At 66.8% G+C, this 18,089-nt stretch carries 16 protein-coding genes and 2 tRNA genes; 14 read left to right on the top strand and 4 right to left on the bottom strand.

What is annotated here, in order from left to right:
* Positions 1-84 precede the first annotated feature (84 nt).
* Genes ABD974_RS02370 through ABD974_RS02345 form a run of 6 tightly spaced genes read left to right on the top strand, consistent with a single transcriptional unit; the run spans position 85 to position 6,474 of the window.
* Entirely contained in the window at positions 85-720 is a 636-nt protein-coding gene (locus tag ABD974_RS02370; protein WP_345301658.1) for a GspH/FimT family pseudopilin, read from the top strand.
* On the top strand, positions 720-1,205 hold the full coding sequence (gene pilV / locus ABD974_RS02365; protein ID WP_345301657.1) for a type IV pilus modification protein PilV: 486 nt from the start codon (positions 720-722) through the stop codon (positions 1,203-1,205). Before ABD974_RS02370 ends, pilV begins: the two co-directional genes overlap by 1 nt.
* A gap of 5 nt (positions 1,206-1,210) precedes the next feature.
* Positions 1,211-2,260, top strand: a complete 1,050-nt coding sequence (locus ABD974_RS02360; RefSeq protein ID WP_345301656.1) for a PilW family protein — start codon at positions 1,211-1,213, stop codon at positions 2,258-2,260.
* Complete coding sequence (locus ABD974_RS02355) at positions 2,257-2,784, top strand: pilus assembly PilX family protein (RefSeq protein WP_345301655.1); 528 nt, start codon at positions 2,257-2,259, stop codon at positions 2,782-2,784. Before ABD974_RS02360 ends, ABD974_RS02355 begins: the two co-directional genes overlap by 4 nt.
* A 13-nt stretch (positions 2,785-2,797) precedes the next feature.
* Positions 2,798-6,001 (top strand): pilus assembly protein, encoded by a 3,204-nt coding sequence (locus tag ABD974_RS02350; RefSeq protein WP_345301654.1) that lies wholly within the window; start codon positions 2,798-2,800, stop codon positions 5,999-6,001.
* Between the two features lie 5 nt (positions 6,002-6,006).
* Positions 6,007-6,474, top strand: a complete 468-nt coding sequence (locus ABD974_RS02345) for a type IV pilin protein (RefSeq protein ID WP_345301653.1) — start codon at positions 6,007-6,009, stop codon at positions 6,472-6,474.
* 137 nt (positions 6,475-6,611) lie between these two features.
* Here the strand turns inward: ABD974_RS02345 and ABD974_RS02340 are convergent.
* A tRNA-Asn gene (locus ABD974_RS02340) sits at positions 6,612-6,688 on the bottom strand.
* 76 nt (positions 6,689-6,764) lie between these two features.
* Positions 6,765-7,337 (bottom strand): GspH/FimT family pseudopilin, encoded by a 573-nt coding sequence (locus ABD974_RS02335; protein ID WP_345301652.1) that lies wholly within the window; start codon positions 7,335-7,337, stop codon positions 6,765-6,767.
* A gap of 164 nt (positions 7,338-7,501) precedes the next feature.
* Between ABD974_RS02335 and uvrB the strand changes: the two genes are divergently transcribed.
* The 4 genes from uvrB to ABD974_RS02315 all read left to right on the top strand — a co-directional run bounded on the left by uvrB (position 7,502) and on the right by ABD974_RS02315 (position 11,130).
* The gene (gene uvrB / locus ABD974_RS02330) at positions 7,502-9,538 is read left to right on the top strand and encodes an excinuclease ABC subunit UvrB (RefSeq protein ID WP_345301651.1); all 2,037 of its coding nucleotides are present in this window, start codon (positions 7,502-7,504) and stop codon (positions 9,536-9,538) included.
* Positions 9,535-10,197, top strand: coding sequence for a hypothetical protein (locus tag ABD974_RS02325; RefSeq protein ID WP_345301650.1), 663 nt, complete (start codon positions 9,535-9,537; stop codon positions 10,195-10,197). The genes uvrB and ABD974_RS02325 overlap by 4 nt, the downstream gene beginning before the upstream one ends.
* A 31-nt stretch (positions 10,198-10,228) precedes the next feature.
* A tRNA-Val gene (locus ABD974_RS02320) sits at positions 10,229-10,303 on the top strand.
* A gap of 173 nt (positions 10,304-10,476) precedes the next feature.
* Positions 10,477-11,130, top strand: coding sequence for a 4'-phosphopantetheinyl transferase family protein (locus ABD974_RS02315; RefSeq protein WP_345301649.1), 654 nt, complete (start codon positions 10,477-10,479; stop codon positions 11,128-11,130).
* Positions 11,131-11,133: 3 nt separating this feature from the next.
* Here the strand turns inward: ABD974_RS02315 and ABD974_RS02310 are convergent, their stop codons facing one another.
* Both ABD974_RS02310 and ABD974_RS02305 read right to left on the bottom strand, forming a co-directional pair.
* Complete coding sequence (locus ABD974_RS02310; protein WP_345301648.1) at positions 11,134-11,865, bottom strand: sulfotransferase-like domain-containing protein; 732 nt, start codon at positions 11,863-11,865, stop codon at positions 11,134-11,136.
* Positions 11,862-12,818, bottom strand: a complete 957-nt coding sequence (locus ABD974_RS02305; protein WP_345301647.1) for an aminotransferase class IV — start codon at positions 12,816-12,818, stop codon at positions 11,862-11,864. Before ABD974_RS02305 ends, ABD974_RS02310 begins: the two co-directional genes overlap by 4 nt.
* A 338-nt stretch (positions 12,819-13,156) precedes the next feature.
* Between ABD974_RS02305 and thrS the strand changes: the two genes are divergently transcribed.
* From thrS to ABD974_RS02285, 4 genes are all read left to right on the top strand, one after another.
* Positions 13,157-15,061 (top strand): threonine--tRNA ligase, encoded by a 1,905-nt coding sequence (gene thrS, locus ABD974_RS02300; protein WP_345301646.1) that lies wholly within the window; start codon positions 13,157-13,159, stop codon positions 15,059-15,061.
* A 57-nt stretch (positions 15,062-15,118) separates the two neighbouring features.
* Complete coding sequence (gene infC, locus ABD974_RS02295) at positions 15,119-15,643, top strand: translation initiation factor IF-3 (protein WP_345301947.1); 525 nt, start codon at positions 15,119-15,121, stop codon at positions 15,641-15,643.
* A 214-nt stretch (positions 15,644-15,857) separates the two neighbouring features.
* The gene (locus ABD974_RS02290) at positions 15,858-16,535 is read left to right on the top strand and encodes an ankyrin repeat domain-containing protein (RefSeq protein ID WP_345301645.1); all 678 of its coding nucleotides are present in this window, start codon (positions 15,858-15,860) and stop codon (positions 16,533-16,535) included.
* 73 nt (positions 16,536-16,608) lie between these two features.
* The gene (locus tag ABD974_RS02285; RefSeq protein ID WP_345301644.1) at positions 16,609-18,057 is read left to right on the top strand and encodes a Tle-like phospholipase domain-containing protein; all 1,449 of its coding nucleotides are present in this window, start codon (positions 16,609-16,611) and stop codon (positions 18,055-18,057) included.
* Positions 18,058-18,089: the final 32 nt, after the last annotated feature.

The raw sequence follows: 18,089 nt of genomic DNA, 5'->3' as shown, positions 1-18,089 counted from the left end.
GCGGCCGTGCCGGCCGCCCATCGGCCATCGGCTGGTCGCCTCCTGAACGAACGCTATGCTGCCGCCATAGACCCAGGAGGCGAAATGCGACTCTTCCCCCGACGCAGACATCCTTCGCCCGGCGAATGCGCCACCGGCGCCCGCATCGCCGCCGGACGGGCCGGCGCAACCGGCTTCACGCTGGTCGAAATGGCCATCACCGTTGTCGTGCTCGCGGTGCTCATCGGCATCTCCATTCCCCTCTTTACCGGCCTGATCAACGGCAGCCGCCTGACCGGCAACGCCAACGAACTGGTGGCCGCGCTGCAGATCGCGAGGACGGAAGCCATCCGTCGCAACGTCCGCACCACCATCTGCCAGAGCGCCGACGGCCTCACCTGCACCAACGTCTCGCCGTGGCGGGGCTGGATCATCTTCGCCGACGACGATGGCGATGGCGTGGTCGATGCCGGCGAGATCGTGCGCACCGGCGTCGTCGAGCAGCCCGTGCAGGTCCTGCCGAGCCCCACCGTCACCGCCAGCAACAATCGCATCGTCTTCCGTGCCGACGGTCTGGCCTATGCCGGTAATGCGCTGCTGGAGGCGAACATGCGGGTCTGCCTGCCGGTCGCCAATCCGAACCTCAACGTGCGCGACGTGAACATCGCCATCGGCGGTCGCGTCGCGGTCCGCGCTCCGATCAACGCCGCGGGCGCCTGTCCCGCACCGGGGAATACCTGATGGGCATGCTTTCCTCTCATCTCCGTCCGCGCGCCGGGCTGCGCCGCCGCGCGCCGCGCCGCGCCGCGTCCGTTCGCGGCGTGGGCCTGATCGAAGTGCTGGTCGCGGTGCTCGTGCTCGCGATCGGTCTGCTCGGCGTGGCCGCGATGCAGGCCACCGCCCTGCGCAACAGCCAGAGCTCGCTGGAGCGCAGCCAAGGCGTGATGCACGTCTACACCATCCTCGACGCGATGCGCGCGAATCCCCAGGCGGCCCGCGCCGGGGGCTACAACATGGGCATGACCTGCGTTCCGCCGGCGGCCGGCACCCTGATCGGCAGCGACCAGAACGCATGGATCTCGACCCTGCAGCAGAACCTCGGACCGACCGCATGCGGCCAGGTGGCCTGTGCCGGCCCCCTCTGCACCATCAGCGTCCGCTGGGACGATTCGCGCGGCACCGCCGGCATCGCGACCCAGACCTTCACCGCCACAACACGGATATGACCCCCATGAACACGCTTTCGGGACGCCATTCCGTCCGCGGCCGCAGCGCGCGCAGCGCCGTCGGTGGCCTGACCCTCGTCGAGCTGATGATCGCCATGATGCTGGGCCTGCTGGTGGTGGGCAGCGCGACCGCGATCTTCATTTCCAATCGCCAGACCTATCGCGCCACAGAGGGTCTGGGTCGCGTCCAGGAAAACGGGCGCATGGCCTTCGAACTGATGGCCCGCGATCTGCGCGAAGCCGGCGGCAATCCCTGCGGCAATGCCGACCGCAAGGAGCCGATGAAGATCGTGAATGTCATCAACAATCCGGCCACGCGATGGTGGACCAACTGGAACGAGGGCATTCTCGGCTACGAGGCGGCCATCGCCGTCGCGCCGCCCGCGAACCGCTTCACGGGCGCCGACGCTCTCGATCTGATGGCCGGCGACAGCTCCACCAGCGCGATCGTTTCCAGCCACGACACCGGAACCGCGCGGGTCACGCTGAACCGTGCCGATCACGGCCTGGCCGTCGGCGACCTCGCGATTCTGTGCGACTGGAGCCAGGCCTCCCTGTTCCAGGTCACCAACGTCAACGCCAGCGTCATCGAACATGCCAACGCCGGCAGCCCCGGCAACTGCTCCAGAGGTCTGGGCTATGCCAGGCCCGCGGTGTGCACGCCCGTGGGGCGGATCAAGCAATATGGCCCGATTCCCACCGAGACCAACGCGAGCGCCACGATCATCCGCATGCAGCCGGTGCGGTGGTACGTGGGCAACACTGCCGGCGGCGGTCGATCGCTGTTCCGCAGCGCCGTCGTCAACAACGGTGGCGTATTGCAGGTGCGCGAGCAGGAAATCGCCGAGGGCGTGAACGACATGGAAGTGCAGTACCTGCTGCAGGGGGCCGCCAACTACGTCGACGCCACGGCCGTGCCCGCCAATCGCTGGAACGATGTGACCGCGGTCCGGGTCACGCTCGACATGCTCAGCGCGGATCGCGCCGGCGTCGGTGGCGCGCAGCTCGCGCGCCGCATCGCCCATACCGTCACTCTCCGGAATCGCATGGAATGAACCGTCGCACACGCCATCCCGTCGCGCCCGCCCGCCGGCAACGTGGCGCCACCCTCGTGGTGGTGCTGATCCTGTTGCTGGTGATGACCCTGCTCGGACTCGCCAGCCTGCGCAGCACCGTGCTCGAAGAGCGCATGACCGCAAACCTGCTCGACCGCAGCCTGGGCTTCCAGGTCGCCGAGGCCGGTCTGCGCGAAGCCGAGGCCACGCTCGATCCGCTGCCGGTGTTTCCCGCCGCCGGCTGCAACGCCAACGGTCACTGCGCCCGTCCCAATCCGACGGCGATGGAGCGCTGGCTCGACCCGGGCTTCAATGCGTGGCGCACCGGTTCGGTGTTCGACGCCACCACCGACGCACCGCAATTCATCATCGAGGAAATGGGCGAGGGGCCGAACTGGCGCGACTGCGACCGTCTCTCGCCGATCCACCCGCTTTGCCTGACCCAGCGCTATCGCGTGACCGTGCGCAGCCAGCAGAACGGACGCGCGTCCGTGCTGCTGCAAACCATCTATGCCGGTAAATAAGACCGAGGCCGCCGTGAACACCACTTCCCGCACCGTCCACGCCCGCAGCGCGCGCCCGTCGCGTCTTGCGCCCATCCTGGCCTGTCTCGTGACCGTGCTCGGCCTGCCCGTGCATGCCGGCGTTTCGCTGCCCGATACGCCGATGCAAACCAACAACGGCGTGCCGCCGAACATCTGGTTCATCCTCGACGACTCGGGTTCGATGGGCAGCGACTTCATGCCCGATTCGGTCCCGGCGACCACGCCGACCAACATCGCGTCGCAGGCCTACACCCGCAACACGATCCACTACAACCCCACCGTCACCTATCGTCCGTGGCAGAACGCGGACGGCAGCTACATGGCCGATACGCCTTACACGACGGTTTCGGACAACGACGACATCCTCACCGACATCATCAATCTCAGTGACGCCACCAGGACTTTCTACGTCCCGCTGCCGACGATCACCGACATCGCGGATGCCCGCCAGTACACGCGCTACCAGTTCCTGACCAACGGCACCGCAACCGCCTGCACCTGGCGCACCACGCCGGCGCCGACGGGCTTCAACATCTGTCTCCCGGTGGTCGCCTTCACCTGGCCCGGGCCGATCGTCCGTACGCTCGCGCAGGAAAAGGCCAACTACGCCAACTGGTACACCTATCACCGTACCCGCATGAAGGTCGCGAAGGCCGGCGCCAGCTATGCCTTCAACGATCCCAGCGTGTTCAACGACGACAACGATTACCGGGTCGGCTTCACCACCATCTGGCAGCGCAACGAATTCCGCATTCCGGTCGGCAACAACAGCGGTCTGTTTCGCGGCAACAACACCGGCGAAAACCGGCGGGTGTGGTTCGACCGTCTGTTCGCGGCGAGAAATGGCGGCAGAACGCCGCTGATCCCGGCACTGACCCGCGCCGGCAATTATTTCTCTGAAGCCGGCAACACCGGTCCCTGGGGCCCGCAGGCCAACGGCTCGCAGTACGAGTGCCGCCAGAACTTCTCGATCCTGACCACCGACGGCTACTGGAACGAAGGCGCCGCCGCCGTCGGCAATTCGGACAACACCAACGGTGCGTCCATTTCGCGTCCGGATGCCGGGCCCTACCAGTACACCGCCGCCGACCCGTATCGCGACGCCTGGACCAACACGCTCGCCGACGTGGCGATGCATTACTGGAAGAACGATCTCCGTCCGGAAGCCCAGATGGAGAACATCGTGCCGGCGTCGGCGTCGAACCCGGCGTTCTGGCAGCACATGGTCACCTTCGGCATTTCGATCGGCCTGCAGGGCACGCTCGATGTGGAAGACACCCTGGTCCTCGTCAGGAGCAACCAGGCGGTCGCGTGGCCGAACCCGATGGATGCGGAGAACCTCGATCGCATCGACGATCTGTTCCATGCGTCGGTCAACGGTCGCGGCTCGTTCGTGGCCGCGGGCAATCCGACCCAGTTCGCCGAAGGTCTGGGCAACGCGCTGCGCGCGATCGCGGCGCGCAAGGGCTCCGGCTCCAATGCCACGGTGACCGGCACGTCCACGTCCGCCGGCAACAAGGTCTTCCAGGCCAAGTACTTCTCTTCGAAGTGGTACGGCGAACTGCAGGCCTTCAGCGTCACCGCGACCGGCGTGAACACCACCACGCCGCTGTGGACCGCGAGCATCCCCGCGGGTATCCGCAGCAACATCTACACCCACAACGGTTCGTCCGGCACGACGTTCCCGACCGCGGCGCAGAGCCTGACGCTGACGCCGACGATCGCGAACTATCTGCGCGGCGACCGCAGCCTCGAATTGCCCGGAACGGGTCGCCTCTACCGCGAACGTTTCTCCCTGCTCGGCACCGTCGTCGACAGCTCGCCGACCTACGTGAAGACCTCGAACACGGTGGACACGGTCTACGTCGGCGCCAACGACGGCATGCTGCATGCGTTCAATGCCGCGGACGGCGTCGAGCGCTTCGCCTACGTGCCGCGCGGTATCGATCTGAACGATCTGCGCGACTTCAGCGATCCCGACTACGGTCACCGCTTCTTCGTCGATGGCCCGATCATCACCTCGACCAGCCGCGAACTGGCCGCAAAGACCGTGCTGGTGGCCACCCTGGGCCGCGGCGGCAAAGGTCTGTTCGCGCTGGATGTCACCAATCCGGTGGCGTTCAATTCGACCAAGGTGCTCTGGGACCACGACGGCTCGTTCGATTCGGACATGGGCCAGATCCTCGGCAAGCCGCTGATCGCCAAGCTCAACGACGGCAGCACCGCGCTGCTGGTGCCGAACGGCCTCAACAGCAACAACGAACGCGCCGTGCTGTTCGTCATCGATCTGGAAACCGGCGTGAAGATCGCCGAAATCGATACCGGCGTGGGCTCGTCCAGCGCCACCAACGGCCTGTCCTCGCCGCGCGGCTGGGATGCCGACGGCAACGGTACGGTCGACGTCGTCTACGCGGGCGACTTCCGCGGCAATCTGTGGAAGTTCGATCTGAGCAGCACGAACAAGTCGTCCTGGAACATTCCCGGCAATCGTCCGCTGTTCGCGCCGGCCACGCCGGGTGCGCAGCCGGTCACCGGCGGCGTGACCATCGCCGTGGATCCGTCCACCGACAAGCGCTGGGTCTTCTTCGGTACCGGTCGTCTGCTCACGCCTGCCGACATCACCGATACCTCGCGTCAGACCTGGTACGGCGTCATCGACGATGAGGCCGCCACGTCCTCGGTCACCCGCACCGGCATGACCGCGCGCAACATCGCCCAGTTCGATTCGGCGACGCGCAACCGTGCCTTCGAGCCCTACGCTGCGCTGCCCGTCAACAGCAAGGGCTGGTACATCGATCTCGATCTGCCCCCGTCCAACACCCTGGAAGGTGAACGCATGGTCGGCGATCAGCAGGTGGTGAAGAACGCGCTCATCGCCGCCAGCGTCATTCCCAGCACCAACAATCCCTGCAAACCGGGACGCGGTTACATCAATGCGATCGACGCCTTCACCGGCACGAGTCTGGAGAGCGGTCTGTTCGACGCGAACCGCAACGGGACCTTCGGCGATGCCGGCGACAAGATCGGCGGCAATGCAGTCGGCTCCATCGATCTGGGCGTGGGCATGGTCACCGACCCGGCGCTGCTCGACAAACTGCTGGTCGCGGGCGGTTCGCTGGCGACCCTCGCATCCACGCCGCTGGATCCGACGCTTTACGGCGGTCGCATCTCCTGGCGCGAAATCATCCGGAGGTGATGTCCATGAGTCTCGATCGTCCCGCCCGCAATCGTTCCAGGCACGCCATCGCACGTCACCCGGCCAGGGGCTTCACCCTGGTCGAGGTCATCATCGTGGTGCTCATCATCTCGGTGCTGGCGGCCATCGCCTATCCGGCCTACCAGGATTCGGTGGTGAGAACCCGCCGCAACGCCGCGAAGGCCTGCCTGTCCGAAGCCGCGCAGTTCATGGAGCGCTTCTACACCACGAATCTGCGCTACGACCAGACCGGCGCCGGCGTGGGGGTCGTGCTGCCGCCGTGCGCGGCCGGTGTCGACGTCACCAATCACTACAACGTCACCCTGGCCGCGGTCGCGCGCACCACCTACCGCCTCCAGGCCGCGCCCATCGGCCTGCAGGCGACCAAGGACACCAAGTGCGGCATCCTCGGACTGAACAACACGGGTACCAAGACCAAAACCGGCACCGAGAGCGTCGACATCTGCTGGTAAAGCCATCCGGTCGTACCGAAAGACGAAAGGCCCGCTCGATGAGCGGGCCTTTCCGTTTGCGGCGCATGCTTCCCGTCGATCCGCATTTCATCGAAGCAAAAGAAAACCCGCGACTCGCGTCGCGGGTTTTCAGGATCTGGCGCCCGAAGTTGGACTCGAACCAACGACCCCCTGATTAACAGTCAAGTGCTCTAACCGGCTGAGCTATTCGGGCGGGGCTGCATATCGTAATGGCCTCGCCCGGCGCGATCAAGCCGCCAAGTGTTCATTCTTTCCGTCGGCGACCGCCGTCACAGGCCCGCGGCACAGGTCGCGGCCGCCGCCGGGGTGGGCTGATCGCTGCGGAGGCGGCCGCCGTTGGAGAGGATCAGCGCCTGCGCATCGCGCGGGCCGCGGCGGTCGCAGAGGGTGAAGGTGATGTTCGAGCCGGCGTTGCCGCCGTTGGGCTGGAAGACGATGCGCGGCCTCCCGGCGCTGCCGAGCAGGCGGATGCGTTCGGGCAGCGCCGATTTGCGGCGGATAAGCTGCTCGCCGGGCCCCCGCATGCGGTCGCCGTCGCGGTCGATGAAGGCGATCCAGCCCTCGCTCCAGTCGCGACCACCGACGCACTGGTCGGCGGAGGCCGGGCAGACCACGATTTCCTGACCGAGCACGGTGGCATGGCGCAGGGCATCGAACAGGGTCGTGGTGAGGTCGGAGCGGGTCGAGCCGGCCTGGATCCGGGCCACGGTGTTCTGATAGGCGGGGATGGCGATGCCGAACAGGATGCAGGCGATGGTCATCGCGATGAGCAGATCGAGCAGGGTGAATCCGCGCAGCGAATGCCGGCGAGGCGAGGGCTTGCAGAATGGGGCGAGGGACATGGCGATCTCCGGTGGCGTGAACGTGCGTTCAGTCTCGGGATCGGCGCCGACCGGCGGCATCGGCCGGTCGCCCGCCACGGGGTAGGAAAACCCCGCGCCCGGCGCCATGTCTCGGTAGACTTTCCTGCTTGGCCCGACGAAGGCCCGCCAGACGATTTCCAGCGATGAACGAACGCACCCTCTCCGATGCCGCCTTCCAGCTCGTCGCGCCCTATGCGCCCGCCGGCGACCAGCCGCGCGCGATCGCGGCGCTGATCGACGGATTCGAAAGCGGGCTGGCGAAACAGACGCTGCTGGGCGTCACCGGTTCGGGCAAGACCTACACCATCGCCAACGTGATCGAGGCGGTGCAGAAGCCGACTCTGGTGATGGCGCACAACAAGACTCTGGCCGCGCAGCTGTACGGCGAGTTCAAGGCATTCTTCCCGCACAACGCGGTCGAATATTTCGTCAGCTACTACGATTACTACCAGCCCGAAGCCTACGTGCCGTCCAGCGATACCTTCATCGAGAAGGACAGTTCGGTGAACGAACACATCGAGCAGATGCGGCTGTCGGCGACCAAGGCGCTGCTGGAGCGGCGCGACGCGATCATCGTCTGCACGGTGTCGGCGATCTACGGTCTGGGCGATCCGAACGAATATTTCAAGATGGTGCTGCACATGGTGCGTGGCGAGCGCATCGACCAGCGCGAGCTGATCCGCCGGCTCACCGAAATGCAGTACAGCCGCAACGACACCGAACTGCGGCGCGGCACCTACCGCGTGCGCGGCGAAGTGATCGACGTGCATCCGGCCGAGTCCGACGCCGAAGCGCTGCGGATCGAGCTGTTCGACGGCGAGATCGAGCAATTGACGCTGTTCGACCCGTTGACCGGCGAGAGCGTGCGCAAGTTGCCGCGCTACACGATCTATCCGAAGTCGCATTACGTGACCACCCGACGCACGGTGCTGGACGCGATCGAGGCGATCAAGGTCGAGCTGCGCGAACGGCTGGAGCAGCTGTACGCCGCGAACAAGCTGGTCGAGGCGCAGCGGTTGGCGCAGCGCACCCAGTTCGATCTGGAAATGATGGCCGAGGTCGGCTTCTGCAGCGGTATCGAGAACTACTCGCGCCATCTCACCGGACGCATGCCGAACGAGGCGCCGCCGTGCCTGTTCGATTACCTGCCGCCGGACGCACTGCTGGTGGTGGACGAATCGCACGTCACCGTCCCGCAGATCGGCGCGATGTTCAAGGGCGACCGCGCGCGCAAGGAAACGCTGGTGGAATTCGGGTTCCGACTGCCGTCGGCGCTGGACAACCGGCCGCTGCGGTTCGAGGAGTGGGAGGCGCGCTCGCCGCGCACCATCTTCGTGTCGGCCACGCCGCGCGAGTACGAAGTCGAGAAGTCGCAGGGGCAGGTGGTCGAACTGGTGGTGCGTCCGACCGGTCTGGTCGATCCCGAGGTGGAAATCCGTCCGGTCGGCACCCAGGTCGACGATCTGCTGGGCGAGATCTCCGAGCGCGTGGCGATGGGCGATCGCGTGCTGGTGACCACGCTGACCAAACGCATGGCCGAGAACCTCACCGAGTATCTCGGCGATCACGGCGTGCGCGTGCGCTATCTGCACTCGGACATCGAGACCGTCGAGCGCGTCGAGATCATCCGCGATCTGCGTCTGGGCAAGTTCGACGTCCTGGTCGGCATCAATCTGCTGCGCGAAGGCCTGGACATGCCCGAGGTGTCGCTGGTCGCGATCCTCGATGCCGACAAGGAAGGCTTCCTGCGTTCGGCCGGCTCGCTGATCCAGACCATCGGCCGCGCCGCGCGCAACGTGCGCGGCAAGGCGATTCTCTATGCCGACACGATCACGCGTTCGATGCAGGCGGCGCTGGACGAAACCGCGCGTCGCCGCGAGAAACAGCTGGAATACAACGCCGAGCACGGGATCGTGCCGACCTCGATCGTGCGCGAGATCATGGACGTGATGGAAGGCGCGCGCAGCGAGCCGGCGCCGGGCGAGAAGCGCGGTCGCGGCAAAGCGTCGCGCGTCGCCGAACCCGCCGAGGATTACGCCGCGCTGCCGCCCGCGCAGATGGCGGCGCGGATCGCCGCGCTGGAGCAGACGATGTACCAGCACGCGCGCGATCTCGAATTCGAGGACGCCGCGCGCGTGCGCGACGAGATCCGCAGGCTCAAGGAGGCCAGTCTCGGATGAGCGCGACGGCCGCCGGGTCCGCGGATGCGCGCTTCCCGCGCCTCGGCTGGCTCGGTGCGCTGTGGCTGCTGATCTATCTGCCGACCTACCACGTCGCCTACGGTGCACTGAATTTCCTGTTCCTGTGCAACATCGGCGTGATCCTGACCGCGATCGGACTGATCGTCCGCAGCCGCCTGTTGTTGTCCAGCCAGGCGGTCGCCGCGCCGGTGATCGCGCTGGCCTGGGCCGTCGATGCCGCGTGGAAGCTCGCCACCGGCGAGTTCCTGTACGGCGGCACCGCGTACATGTGGGACCCGGCGTTCCCGTTGCCGGCGCGGCTGTTGTCGCTGTATCACCTGGCGTGGCCGCTGCTGCTGTGGTGGGTGCTGCGCAGGATCGGCTACGACCCGCGCGGCTGGCCGTTGCAGGCGATCATCGCCGCGCTGGCGATGATCGCCGGGCGGCTGCTGGCGCCGGCGCTGGACAACGTCAATTTCGCCTGGACGGACCCGTTCCTCGGCCGCCAGTTCGGTCCGCCCGCGCTGCATCTGCTGATCTGCTGGGCGCTGCTCTGCGCCGTGGCCTACGGTCCGACCCACGCCCTGCTGCGGCGTGCGTTCCCGCTGCGCTCCGGTCCGCTGGCGGGTTCCGTACCGCGTTCCGGAGTGTTACCATAGCCGCCCTTCCGGGGGCCGACACGGACTCGATGGGCGGTTAGCTCAGCGGTAGAGCACTACCTTGACATGGTAGGGGTCACAGGTTCGAACCCTGTACCGCCCACCACTCGCAAGTGGTCGAACGGCGTAGCATTCACATGCTGCGCCGTTTTGTTTTGCGGTCCCGGGAAAACGCAGGGTCGCCATGCGGTCGCGCTGAGCGTTCGCAATGAATCGCCGCAAACGAATGGCCGCATCCGCGGCGGCTCCGACGCCGTCGCCGCCGACAGAGGACGTCCGATGCTGTTCCGCCCCTTGCTGCCGAGCAACGTGCTGGTCGCCGAAATGGCGCCGGTCGATGCCGACCCCACCTGCCTGCCGTCGCGAGAGCGAGCCCTGATCGAACGCGCGGTGGCGCAGCGGTGCCGCGAGTTCGCGGCGGGCAGGACCCTGGCGCGCGGCCTGCTGCGAGACGCCGGGGCGGACATCGACGCTCTGCTCAGCGATTCCGACCGCGTGCCGATCTGGCCACAGACGGTCTTCGGTTCGATCACGCACTGCGGCAGTCTCTGCGCCGTCGCCGTGGTGCCCGTCGCGCACGCCGACGGCATCGGCCTGGATGTGGAGCCGGCCGTGCCGGTCCCCGAATACCTGTTGCCCCGGATCGTGCGCGATACGGAGCGCGCGCAGCTGGCCGCGCTGCCGTCCGCGCTGCGTCCGCTCGGCGGCCTGCTGGTCTTTTCGATCAAGGAAGCGGTGTACAAGGCGATCTACCCGCAGTGCCGGGTGTTCCTCGATTTCCATCAGGTCGAGATCGCGTTCGAGGGCGACGATGGTTTCGTCGCCGATGTCCTGGTGCCCGCGGCCGCGCCGCCGGCGCATGCCCGCATCCATGGACGTTTCCGCATCGCCGACGGCCACGTCGCCAGCGCGGTCGTGCTGCCGCGACGCTGAGGCTCAGTCGACCCGGATCCGGAAGCCGCGCAGGCGCTCGTACACCGGTCGGCAGGCGTCGGCCACGGCCAGGGCTTCGCCCGTCAGTCGATCCTCGCGCGCGCGCCACGGCTCGAAACAGGTGGATTTCCACACTGCGTCGTACCAGTAGGGCGCCCACACGCCATCGCTGTCGCGCGGCCCGGCGGGCCACGCCAGCATGCGCGGCGTGAACGCGATGCCCAGACGCGCACACAGCGCGCGCAGATGCGCTTCGGGCGCGCGCAGGAAGTCGCCGGCATCGATCACCGGCGGGGTTTCGCCCAGCCGATCGCGCAGCAGATCGAACAATCGTCCCTGCTGCGGCAGGCCGATGTCGTCCGGCGTCACCGTCGCCCGCGATTTGAGATACGACGCGACCACTTCGGCGGGATCGCGGATCAGGAAGACGTTGCGCAGCCCCAGCACCCAGTCGACCGTCATCTCCGGCAGCAGGTGATGGCTCATGTGTTTCTGGTACCAGATCGGTGCGCCGTGCGGCGCCGGGCCGAGCAGGGCGTCGATCACGCGCCGCCAGTCGGTCTCGCCGGCGGCGATGACCGCATCGCGGCCCGGATGGTCCAGTCCGGTCATGGCGAGATACGCCGCGTACAGCGGTTCGTCGCTCACCGCGCAGTCGCCGCGGTTTTCCCACGCGCGCATCATCGCCGTGGAGATGTTGCGCGGGCCGCTCCACATCGCGATTCGCAGGGTCATGCCAGGCGCACTCCGGCGCGGAAGGCCACGTCGCGCGCGATCAGATCGCGGTACAGCGCCCGCAGTCGCGCGGTCATCGGGCCGGGCAGGGCGCCGCCATCGCCTGACGCATCGTTCCCGATCCGGCGGCCGTCGATCTCGCGTACCGGCGCCAGGCCCGCGAATGTGCCGGTGGTGAACGCTTCGTCGGCCGAATACACCTGGGTCAGGCTGAAGTTCTTCTCGAAACAGGGAATCCCGGCTTCCCTGCATGCGCGCAGCACGTTGGCGCGGGTGATGCCGCCGAGGCAGTAATCGCCGGTCGAGGTCCACACCTCGCCCTTGCGCACGATGAAGAAATGGGTGGAATTGCAGGTCGCGACGAACCCGTGCGGATCCAGCATCAGCGCTTCGTCGGCGCCGGCCTGGGTGGCCTGGATGCAGGCGGTGATGCAGTTGAGCTTGCTGTGGCTGTTGAGTTTCGGGTCCTGCACATCGGGATATCCGCGGCGCACGTGTACGGTGAACAGCTTCAGGCCCGCGGCGAGCGTTTCGGGTTTTGCGACCTTGAACTCGGGAATGATCACGATGGTGGCCGGACCGACGGTGACGCGCGGGTCCTGATAGGGCGTGCGCTTCACGCCGCGCGACACCATCAGCCGCAGGTGGACGCCGTCGCGCATGCCGTTCGCATCGAGCGTGTCGTAGATCGCGCGGATCAGCTGCGCGCGGTCCAGGCCGATGTCCAGCGCGATGGCCTTGGCGCCTTCGAACAACCGCTCCAGATGTTCGTCGAGGAAGACCGGATGGCCGTCGATCACCCGCAGCCCTTCCCAGACGCCATCGCCCAATACGAACCCGCTGTCGAACACCGAGACGGTGGCCTCGGCACGCGGCTTCAGCGTGCCGTTGATCCAGATGCGGATGTCCGCGTTGCGCGGGTCGTCGTGGAAGTCGTGGATGCTCTGCGCCATCGCCGGCCCTCGTTCGCCTGCGTCCCGAAGAGACCCGAGTGTAGAGCCTGCCGCCGATCCGCGGGAACCGCGCCCGCGACCCCGTCGCGAGGGCGCCGGAACCGGCTGTATTCGTTGACTTTCGCCCCACCGAGGCCTAACTTTGCCGCATCCGCGACAGAACCGAGGTGGCCCCGGGAAACCGGCGCCGAGCGTGCGACATGAGCACTACCATCCGCCCCTGATCGATCCGCCCGAGGCTCGCGAACACGCGAAAGCGCCTTCGGGGCGCTTTTTTGTTGCCTTCCCATTTCTGCGGCGCGCCGAGGCGTGCCCCATCGACCACATACCGAATCCCCATGATCGCCATCACGCTCCCCGACGGCAGCCGCCGCGAATTCGAATCCGCTCCCACGGTCGGCGAGGTCGCCGCCTCGATCGGCGCCGGTCTGGCCAAGGCCGCGCTCGCCGGCAAGGTCGACGGCCAGCTCGTCGACACCAGTTTCCGCATCGAACGCGACGCCTCGCTCGAGATCGTCACCGACAAGCACCCCGATGCGCTCGACATCCTCCGCCATTCCACCGCCCACCTGCTGGCGCAGGCCGTGCAGCGTCTGTTCCCGGGCGCGCAGGTCACCATCGGCCCGGTGATCGACAACGGCTTCTACTACGACTTCGCCTACGAGCGTCCGTTCACGCCGGAAGATCTGCCGGCGATCGAGGCCGAGATGCAGAAGATCGTCAAGGAAGCGCATCCGGTCGGCCGCAGCGTGAAGTCGCGCGACGATGCCGTCGCGTTCTTCAAGGGCATCGGCGAGGCCTACAAGGCCGAGATCATCGAAAGCATTCCGGCCGATCAGGATCTGTCGCTGTATTCGCAGGGCGAATTCACCGACCTGTGCCGCGGCCCGCACGTGCCGGCGACCGACAAGCTGCGCGCGTTCAAGCTGATGAAGGTCGCCGGCGCCTATTGGCGCGGCGATTCCAACAACCAGATGCTCAGCCGCATCTACGGCACGGCCTGGTTGAACGACAAGGATCTCAAGGCCTATCTGACGCAGTTGGAAGAAGCCGAGAAGCGCGACCATCGCAAGATCGCCAAGGCGCAGGATCTGTTCCACCTGCAGGAAGAAGGCCCGGGCCTGATTTTCTGGCATCCGAAGGGCTGGGCGATCTGGCAGGTGGTCGAGCAGTTCATGCGCAGGGTCTATCGCGACAGCGGCTATCAGGAAGTGCGCTGTCCGCAGATCCTCGACGTGTCGCTGTGGCAGAAGTCCGGCCACTGGGACAACTACAAGGACAACATGTTCTTCACCGAGTCGGAGAAGCGCACGTATGCGCTGAAGCCGATGAATTGCCCGGGCCATGTCCAGGTCTTCAACCAGGGCCTGCACAGTTACCGCGATCTGCCGATCCGTTACGGCGAGTTCGGCGCCTGCCATCGCAACGAGCCGTCGGGCGCGCTGCACGGCATCCTCCGGGTCCGCGGCTTCACCCAGGACGACGGCCACATCTTCTGCACCGAGGGCCAGATCGAATCCGAGGTCCGCGCCTTCCACGAGCAGGCGCTGCAGGTCTACACCCACTTCGGTTTTTCGGACATCCAGATCAAGATCGCCCTCCGTCCCGAATCGCGCCTCGGCGACGACGCCACCTGGGACAAGGCCGAGGACGCCCTGCGTTCGGCCCTGCGCTCGGCCGGGGTGGCCTGGGAAGAACTCCCGGGCGAGGGCGCCTTCTACGGCCCGAAGATCGAATATCACCTCAAGGACGCCATCGGCCGGACCTGGCAGTTGGGCACGATGCAGGTCGATTTCATGATGCCCGGCCGCCTCGGCGCCGAGTACGTGGACGAGCACAGCCAGCGTCGGCACCCGGTCATGCTGCACCGCGCCATCGTCGGTTCGATGGAGCGTTTCATCGGCATTCTGATCGAGCACCACGCCGGCCAGTTGCCCGCCTGGCTGGCCCCGATCCAGGCCGTGGTGATGAATATCACCGATGCGCAGGCCGATTATGTTGAGCAGGTCCGGAAAACCCTTATGAATCAAGGCCTCCGGGTTGCGGCCGATTTGCGGAACGAGAAAATCGGCTATAAGATTCGCGAGCACACGCTGCAGCGGGTCCCGTACCTGCTCGTGATCGGCGATCGCGAGCGCGACAACGGCCTGATTGCGGTGCGTACACGGGGCGGGGAAGATCTGGGGTCCATGACCATCTCCGATTTCGTTGCGCGCATCGCGGCCGAACCGGCTGCGGCATGATGTGAATCCCGTCCGGCGCGCCAGCCGGGCGGATCCTTTCCCTTTGGAGACAGCGATATCAGTACCCCCCAGGACAAGCAGAACCGCAAGAATCACGAAATCCGCGTGCCTCGCGTGCGCGTGATCGGCAGCGACGGCGAAATGATCGGCGTGCTGTCGCGTGATGAGGCGTTGGCCAAGGCCGAGGAAGAAGGCCTCGACCTCGTCGAGATCCAGCCCAACGCCGATCCGCCGGTCTGCCGGATCATGGACTTCGGCAAGTTCAAGTTCGAACTGCAGAAGAAAGCCTCGGCCGCCAAGAAGAAGCAGAAGGTCGTCGAGATCAAGGAAGTCAAGTTCCGTCCGGTCACGGACGAAGGCGATTACCAGATCAAGCTTCGCAAGATGCGCGAGTTCCTTGCGGAAGGCGACAAGATCAAGGTCAACATCCGGTTCCGCGGCCGTGAGATGAGCCACATGGAACTGGGCCGCGAAATGGCCAATCGCATCGAGGCCGATCTCGGCGAAGACATCGTGATCGAATCGCGCCCGCGCCTCGAAGGCCGGCAGATGGTGATGATGATCGCGCCGAAGAAGAAATAAGCGTTCGCGGCGGGTCGTCTGACCCGCATGTCGAACCGCGCCGTCGCCCGCTTCGATCGCGGGCGCACGGACGCGAATAGGAGGGCGCTGCGGCGCCCTTCGTTTTGGTCGCGATCCCGTTCGCGCCGCCGCGTTTGCGCCGCACGAACGCCCATGCTATTCATGCCGTCGACCCACGCAGCGGCCTGCCGGCCCGTGCACAAGGAGGCGCAGCATGTCCGTCGTCGAAACACCCGTGTCGCCCCGCGACATCTTCCCCGATCCCCGTGCCGCCGACCTGGCCGAGGCGCTTGTGAATGGCGATCCCGGAAAGGTGCGTGCGCTGGCCGCGACCAGCGATCTCGCCGTGCACGGCGACCAGCGCATCACGCTGCTGCAGTGGGCGCTGCTCAACCGCAATCTCGAGGGCATGCAGGCCCTGCTCGATGCCGGCGCGGACCCCGCGCAGCCGGGCATGGATGGCGATACCGTCGTCCACTTCGCGGCGATGTTCGACGACCCGCGATTCCTGGAAACGCTGCTGGCGCGTGGCGCCGATCCCGATACCGCCAACGGCGACACCGGTGCGGTTCCGCTGCGCTCGACCCTCGTCGCCGATCGCGAAACGCAGTTCCGCATGCTGCTGTCCGCCGGCGCCGATCCCGACCGCGCCGACGTCATGGGCAACACGCCGTTGCATGTCGCCGGTCTGGTCAATCAACCGCAGCGTGTGCTCGCGCTGCTTGATGCCGGCGCCGATCCCGCGCGCCGCAATGCGCAGGACGTGACGTTCCAGCGTTATCTGTTCATGCCGCGTCCGGATCTGCTGGAAGCGGAGGCCAGCCGCGCCTGGGAATCCGTGCTGAGCTGGCTGTTCGCGCACGACATCCCGCTGGACACCGCGCCGGTCTGAAATCGCCCCATGCAGGCGCGCGCGCCGTCGCACGATCCTGCGCCATCCATCGCCGCATCGGAGGAGCCTCGTCATGGAAAAAACGCCCGGTGAGACCAGTCCCGGTCTTTTCAGTTTTCTCTCGTCCTACATGCGGCCGCATCTGCCGGCGCCCCGCACCGAACCGATCCGCGCGGAAACCATGGCCAGGATCGCGGACGACACCTACGATCGCGGCGGCGAACGGCCTGCGCAGATCGACGGTTTCACGCGTATGAGCGAACAGGCGCTGCGCGACAGGGGCGTCGACCCGTCGCTGCTGCACACGCCGAGCGGCATGCATGCCGATGTCTATCGCGACGAACGCGACGGTCGCACCGTGCTGTCCTTCCGCGGGACCGACATGCCCAAGGTCGATGTGGTGACCCGGCCTTTCGAGGGGCCGTCGGGGCTCGACCCGGAAATCGACATGATGAACGCGCTGCGCGGCACCGAGCAGTCGCTGCGGGTCACCGGCGTCGCGCAGTCCGGTCGCGACTGGATGACCAATTTCCGCCAGGGCCTGGGTTTCGAGACGCAGCAGCACAACGACACCGTGGCGCTGGCGAAGCAGTGCGATGTCGCTTTCGGGGACAAGCTTGCGCTGACCGGTCATTCCAAGGGCGGCGGTCAGGCCGAACTGGCCAGCGTGGTCCTCGGCCGGCCGGCGATGACCTTCAACCCTGCCGGCGTGCACGACGAGACGATGCGCCGGTTCGGCATCGATCCCGAGCGCGGGCGCGAACTGGCGCATGAGCGGATCACCAGCGTCATCACCAAGGGCGAAGCCGTCGACTTCATCCAGGGCCGCGAATTCATGGGGGTGAGAACGCCGGTTTCGCTGGGGCAGCGGGTCGAGATCGTCCCCGCCGACGAATCCCTCGGCAAGGTGCCCAGACATCTGATGACGCCCGGCGTGCTTCCGCAGCTCGACCAGCTGGAAGGTCGCCAGGTCGAATTGCCGCGGCGCGAGACATTCGTCATGCCGATGCTGCAGAACACGATGTTCGGGCCCGGCGCCAGCGGGCTTGGGCTGGCCGATCCTTTCCGGTTCCCGCTGCATGGCAATTTCGGCTCGGCGCTGGCGCTCATGCGCGAACCGCCGGCCATGACTCTCGACAACGAGCGGCACCCGGCGCACGCGCTCTACGGCCAGATTCTGGATCACGTCAAAGAGGCGTCGGAGGTGGACCGCCGCGCGGCCGGACTCGTCGATGTGGGCAGCGCCAAGAAGCTGGCGGGTGCGCTGACGGTCGCGGCGCTCGATGCGGGTGTCGAGCGGGCCGATCACGTGGTCTTCGGGGCCGGAGGCAAGAACGCGTTCGTCGTCCAGGGCGATGTCGAAACCAGCGGCCTGCGTGCGCGCGTCGACACCGCGACCGCCGTGCAGACGTCGTTCCAGGAGAGCAGCCGCCGGGCGGCGGACATCATCGAGCAGCGCCCCGATCCGGCGCTCGAACCGCAGTCGCCGAAACAGGAGCGGGGCGGCTGCGCGATCATGTAACTGTGGCGCGCTCGCGCCCGCGAAGCGGCCGG

The organism is Lysobacter hankyongensis, from assembly GCF_039543145.1.
Taxonomy (GTDB): domain Bacteria; phylum Pseudomonadota; class Gammaproteobacteria; order Xanthomonadales; family Xanthomonadaceae; genus Lysobacter_I; species Lysobacter_I hankyongensis.
Note: the sequence above shows the minus strand (reverse complement) of the source record. Positions and strands in the feature narration are given on the sequence as shown.

What these genes read in the sequence shown, in the direction of transcription:
- ABD974_RS02305 (WP_345301647.1), bottom strand. Translation starts at nt 12,818, where the DNA reads ATGGCGCAGAGCATCCACGACTTCCACGACGACCCGCGCAACGCGGAC.
- ABD974_RS02290 (WP_345301645.1), top strand. Translation starts at nt 15,858, where the DNA reads ATGTCCGTCGTCGAAACACCCGTGTCGCCCCGCGACATCTTCCCCGAT.
- ABD974_RS02355 (WP_345301655.1), top strand. Translation starts at nt 2,257, where the DNA reads ATGAACCGTCGCACACGCCATCCCGTCGCGCCCGCCCGCCGGCAACGT.
- ABD974_RS02310 (WP_345301648.1), bottom strand. Translation starts at nt 11,865, where the DNA reads ATGACCCTGCGAATCGCGATGTGGAGCGGCCCGCGCAACATCTCCACG.
- ABD974_RS02335 (WP_345301652.1), bottom strand. Translation starts at nt 7,337, where the DNA reads ATGTCCCTCGCCCCATTCTGCAAGCCCTCGCCTCGCCGGCATTCGCTG.
- ABD974_RS02345 (WP_345301653.1), top strand. Translation starts at nt 6,007, where the DNA reads ATGAGTCTCGATCGTCCCGCCCGCAATCGTTCCAGGCACGCCATCGCA.
- pilV (WP_345301657.1), top strand. Translation starts at nt 720, where the DNA reads ATGGGCATGCTTTCCTCTCATCTCCGTCCGCGCGCCGGGCTGCGCCGC.
- ABD974_RS02285 (WP_345301644.1), top strand. Translation starts at nt 16,609, where the DNA reads ATGGAAAAAACGCCCGGTGAGACCAGTCCCGGTCTTTTCAGTTTTCTC.
- ABD974_RS02370 (WP_345301658.1), top strand. Translation starts at nt 85, where the DNA reads ATGCGACTCTTCCCCCGACGCAGACATCCTTCGCCCGGCGAATGCGCC.
- ABD974_RS02325 (WP_345301650.1), top strand. Translation starts at nt 9,535, where the DNA reads ATGAGCGCGACGGCCGCCGGGTCCGCGGATGCGCGCTTCCCGCGCCTC.
- thrS (WP_345301646.1), top strand. Translation starts at nt 13,157, where the DNA reads ATGATCGCCATCACGCTCCCCGACGGCAGCCGCCGCGAATTCGAATCC.
- uvrB (WP_345301651.1), top strand. Translation starts at nt 7,502, where the DNA reads ATGAACGAACGCACCCTCTCCGATGCCGCCTTCCAGCTCGTCGCGCCC.
- ABD974_RS02315 (WP_345301649.1), top strand. Translation starts at nt 10,477, where the DNA reads ATGCTGTTCCGCCCCTTGCTGCCGAGCAACGTGCTGGTCGCCGAAATG.
- ABD974_RS02360 (WP_345301656.1), top strand. Translation starts at nt 1,211, where the DNA reads ATGAACACGCTTTCGGGACGCCATTCCGTCCGCGGCCGCAGCGCGCGC.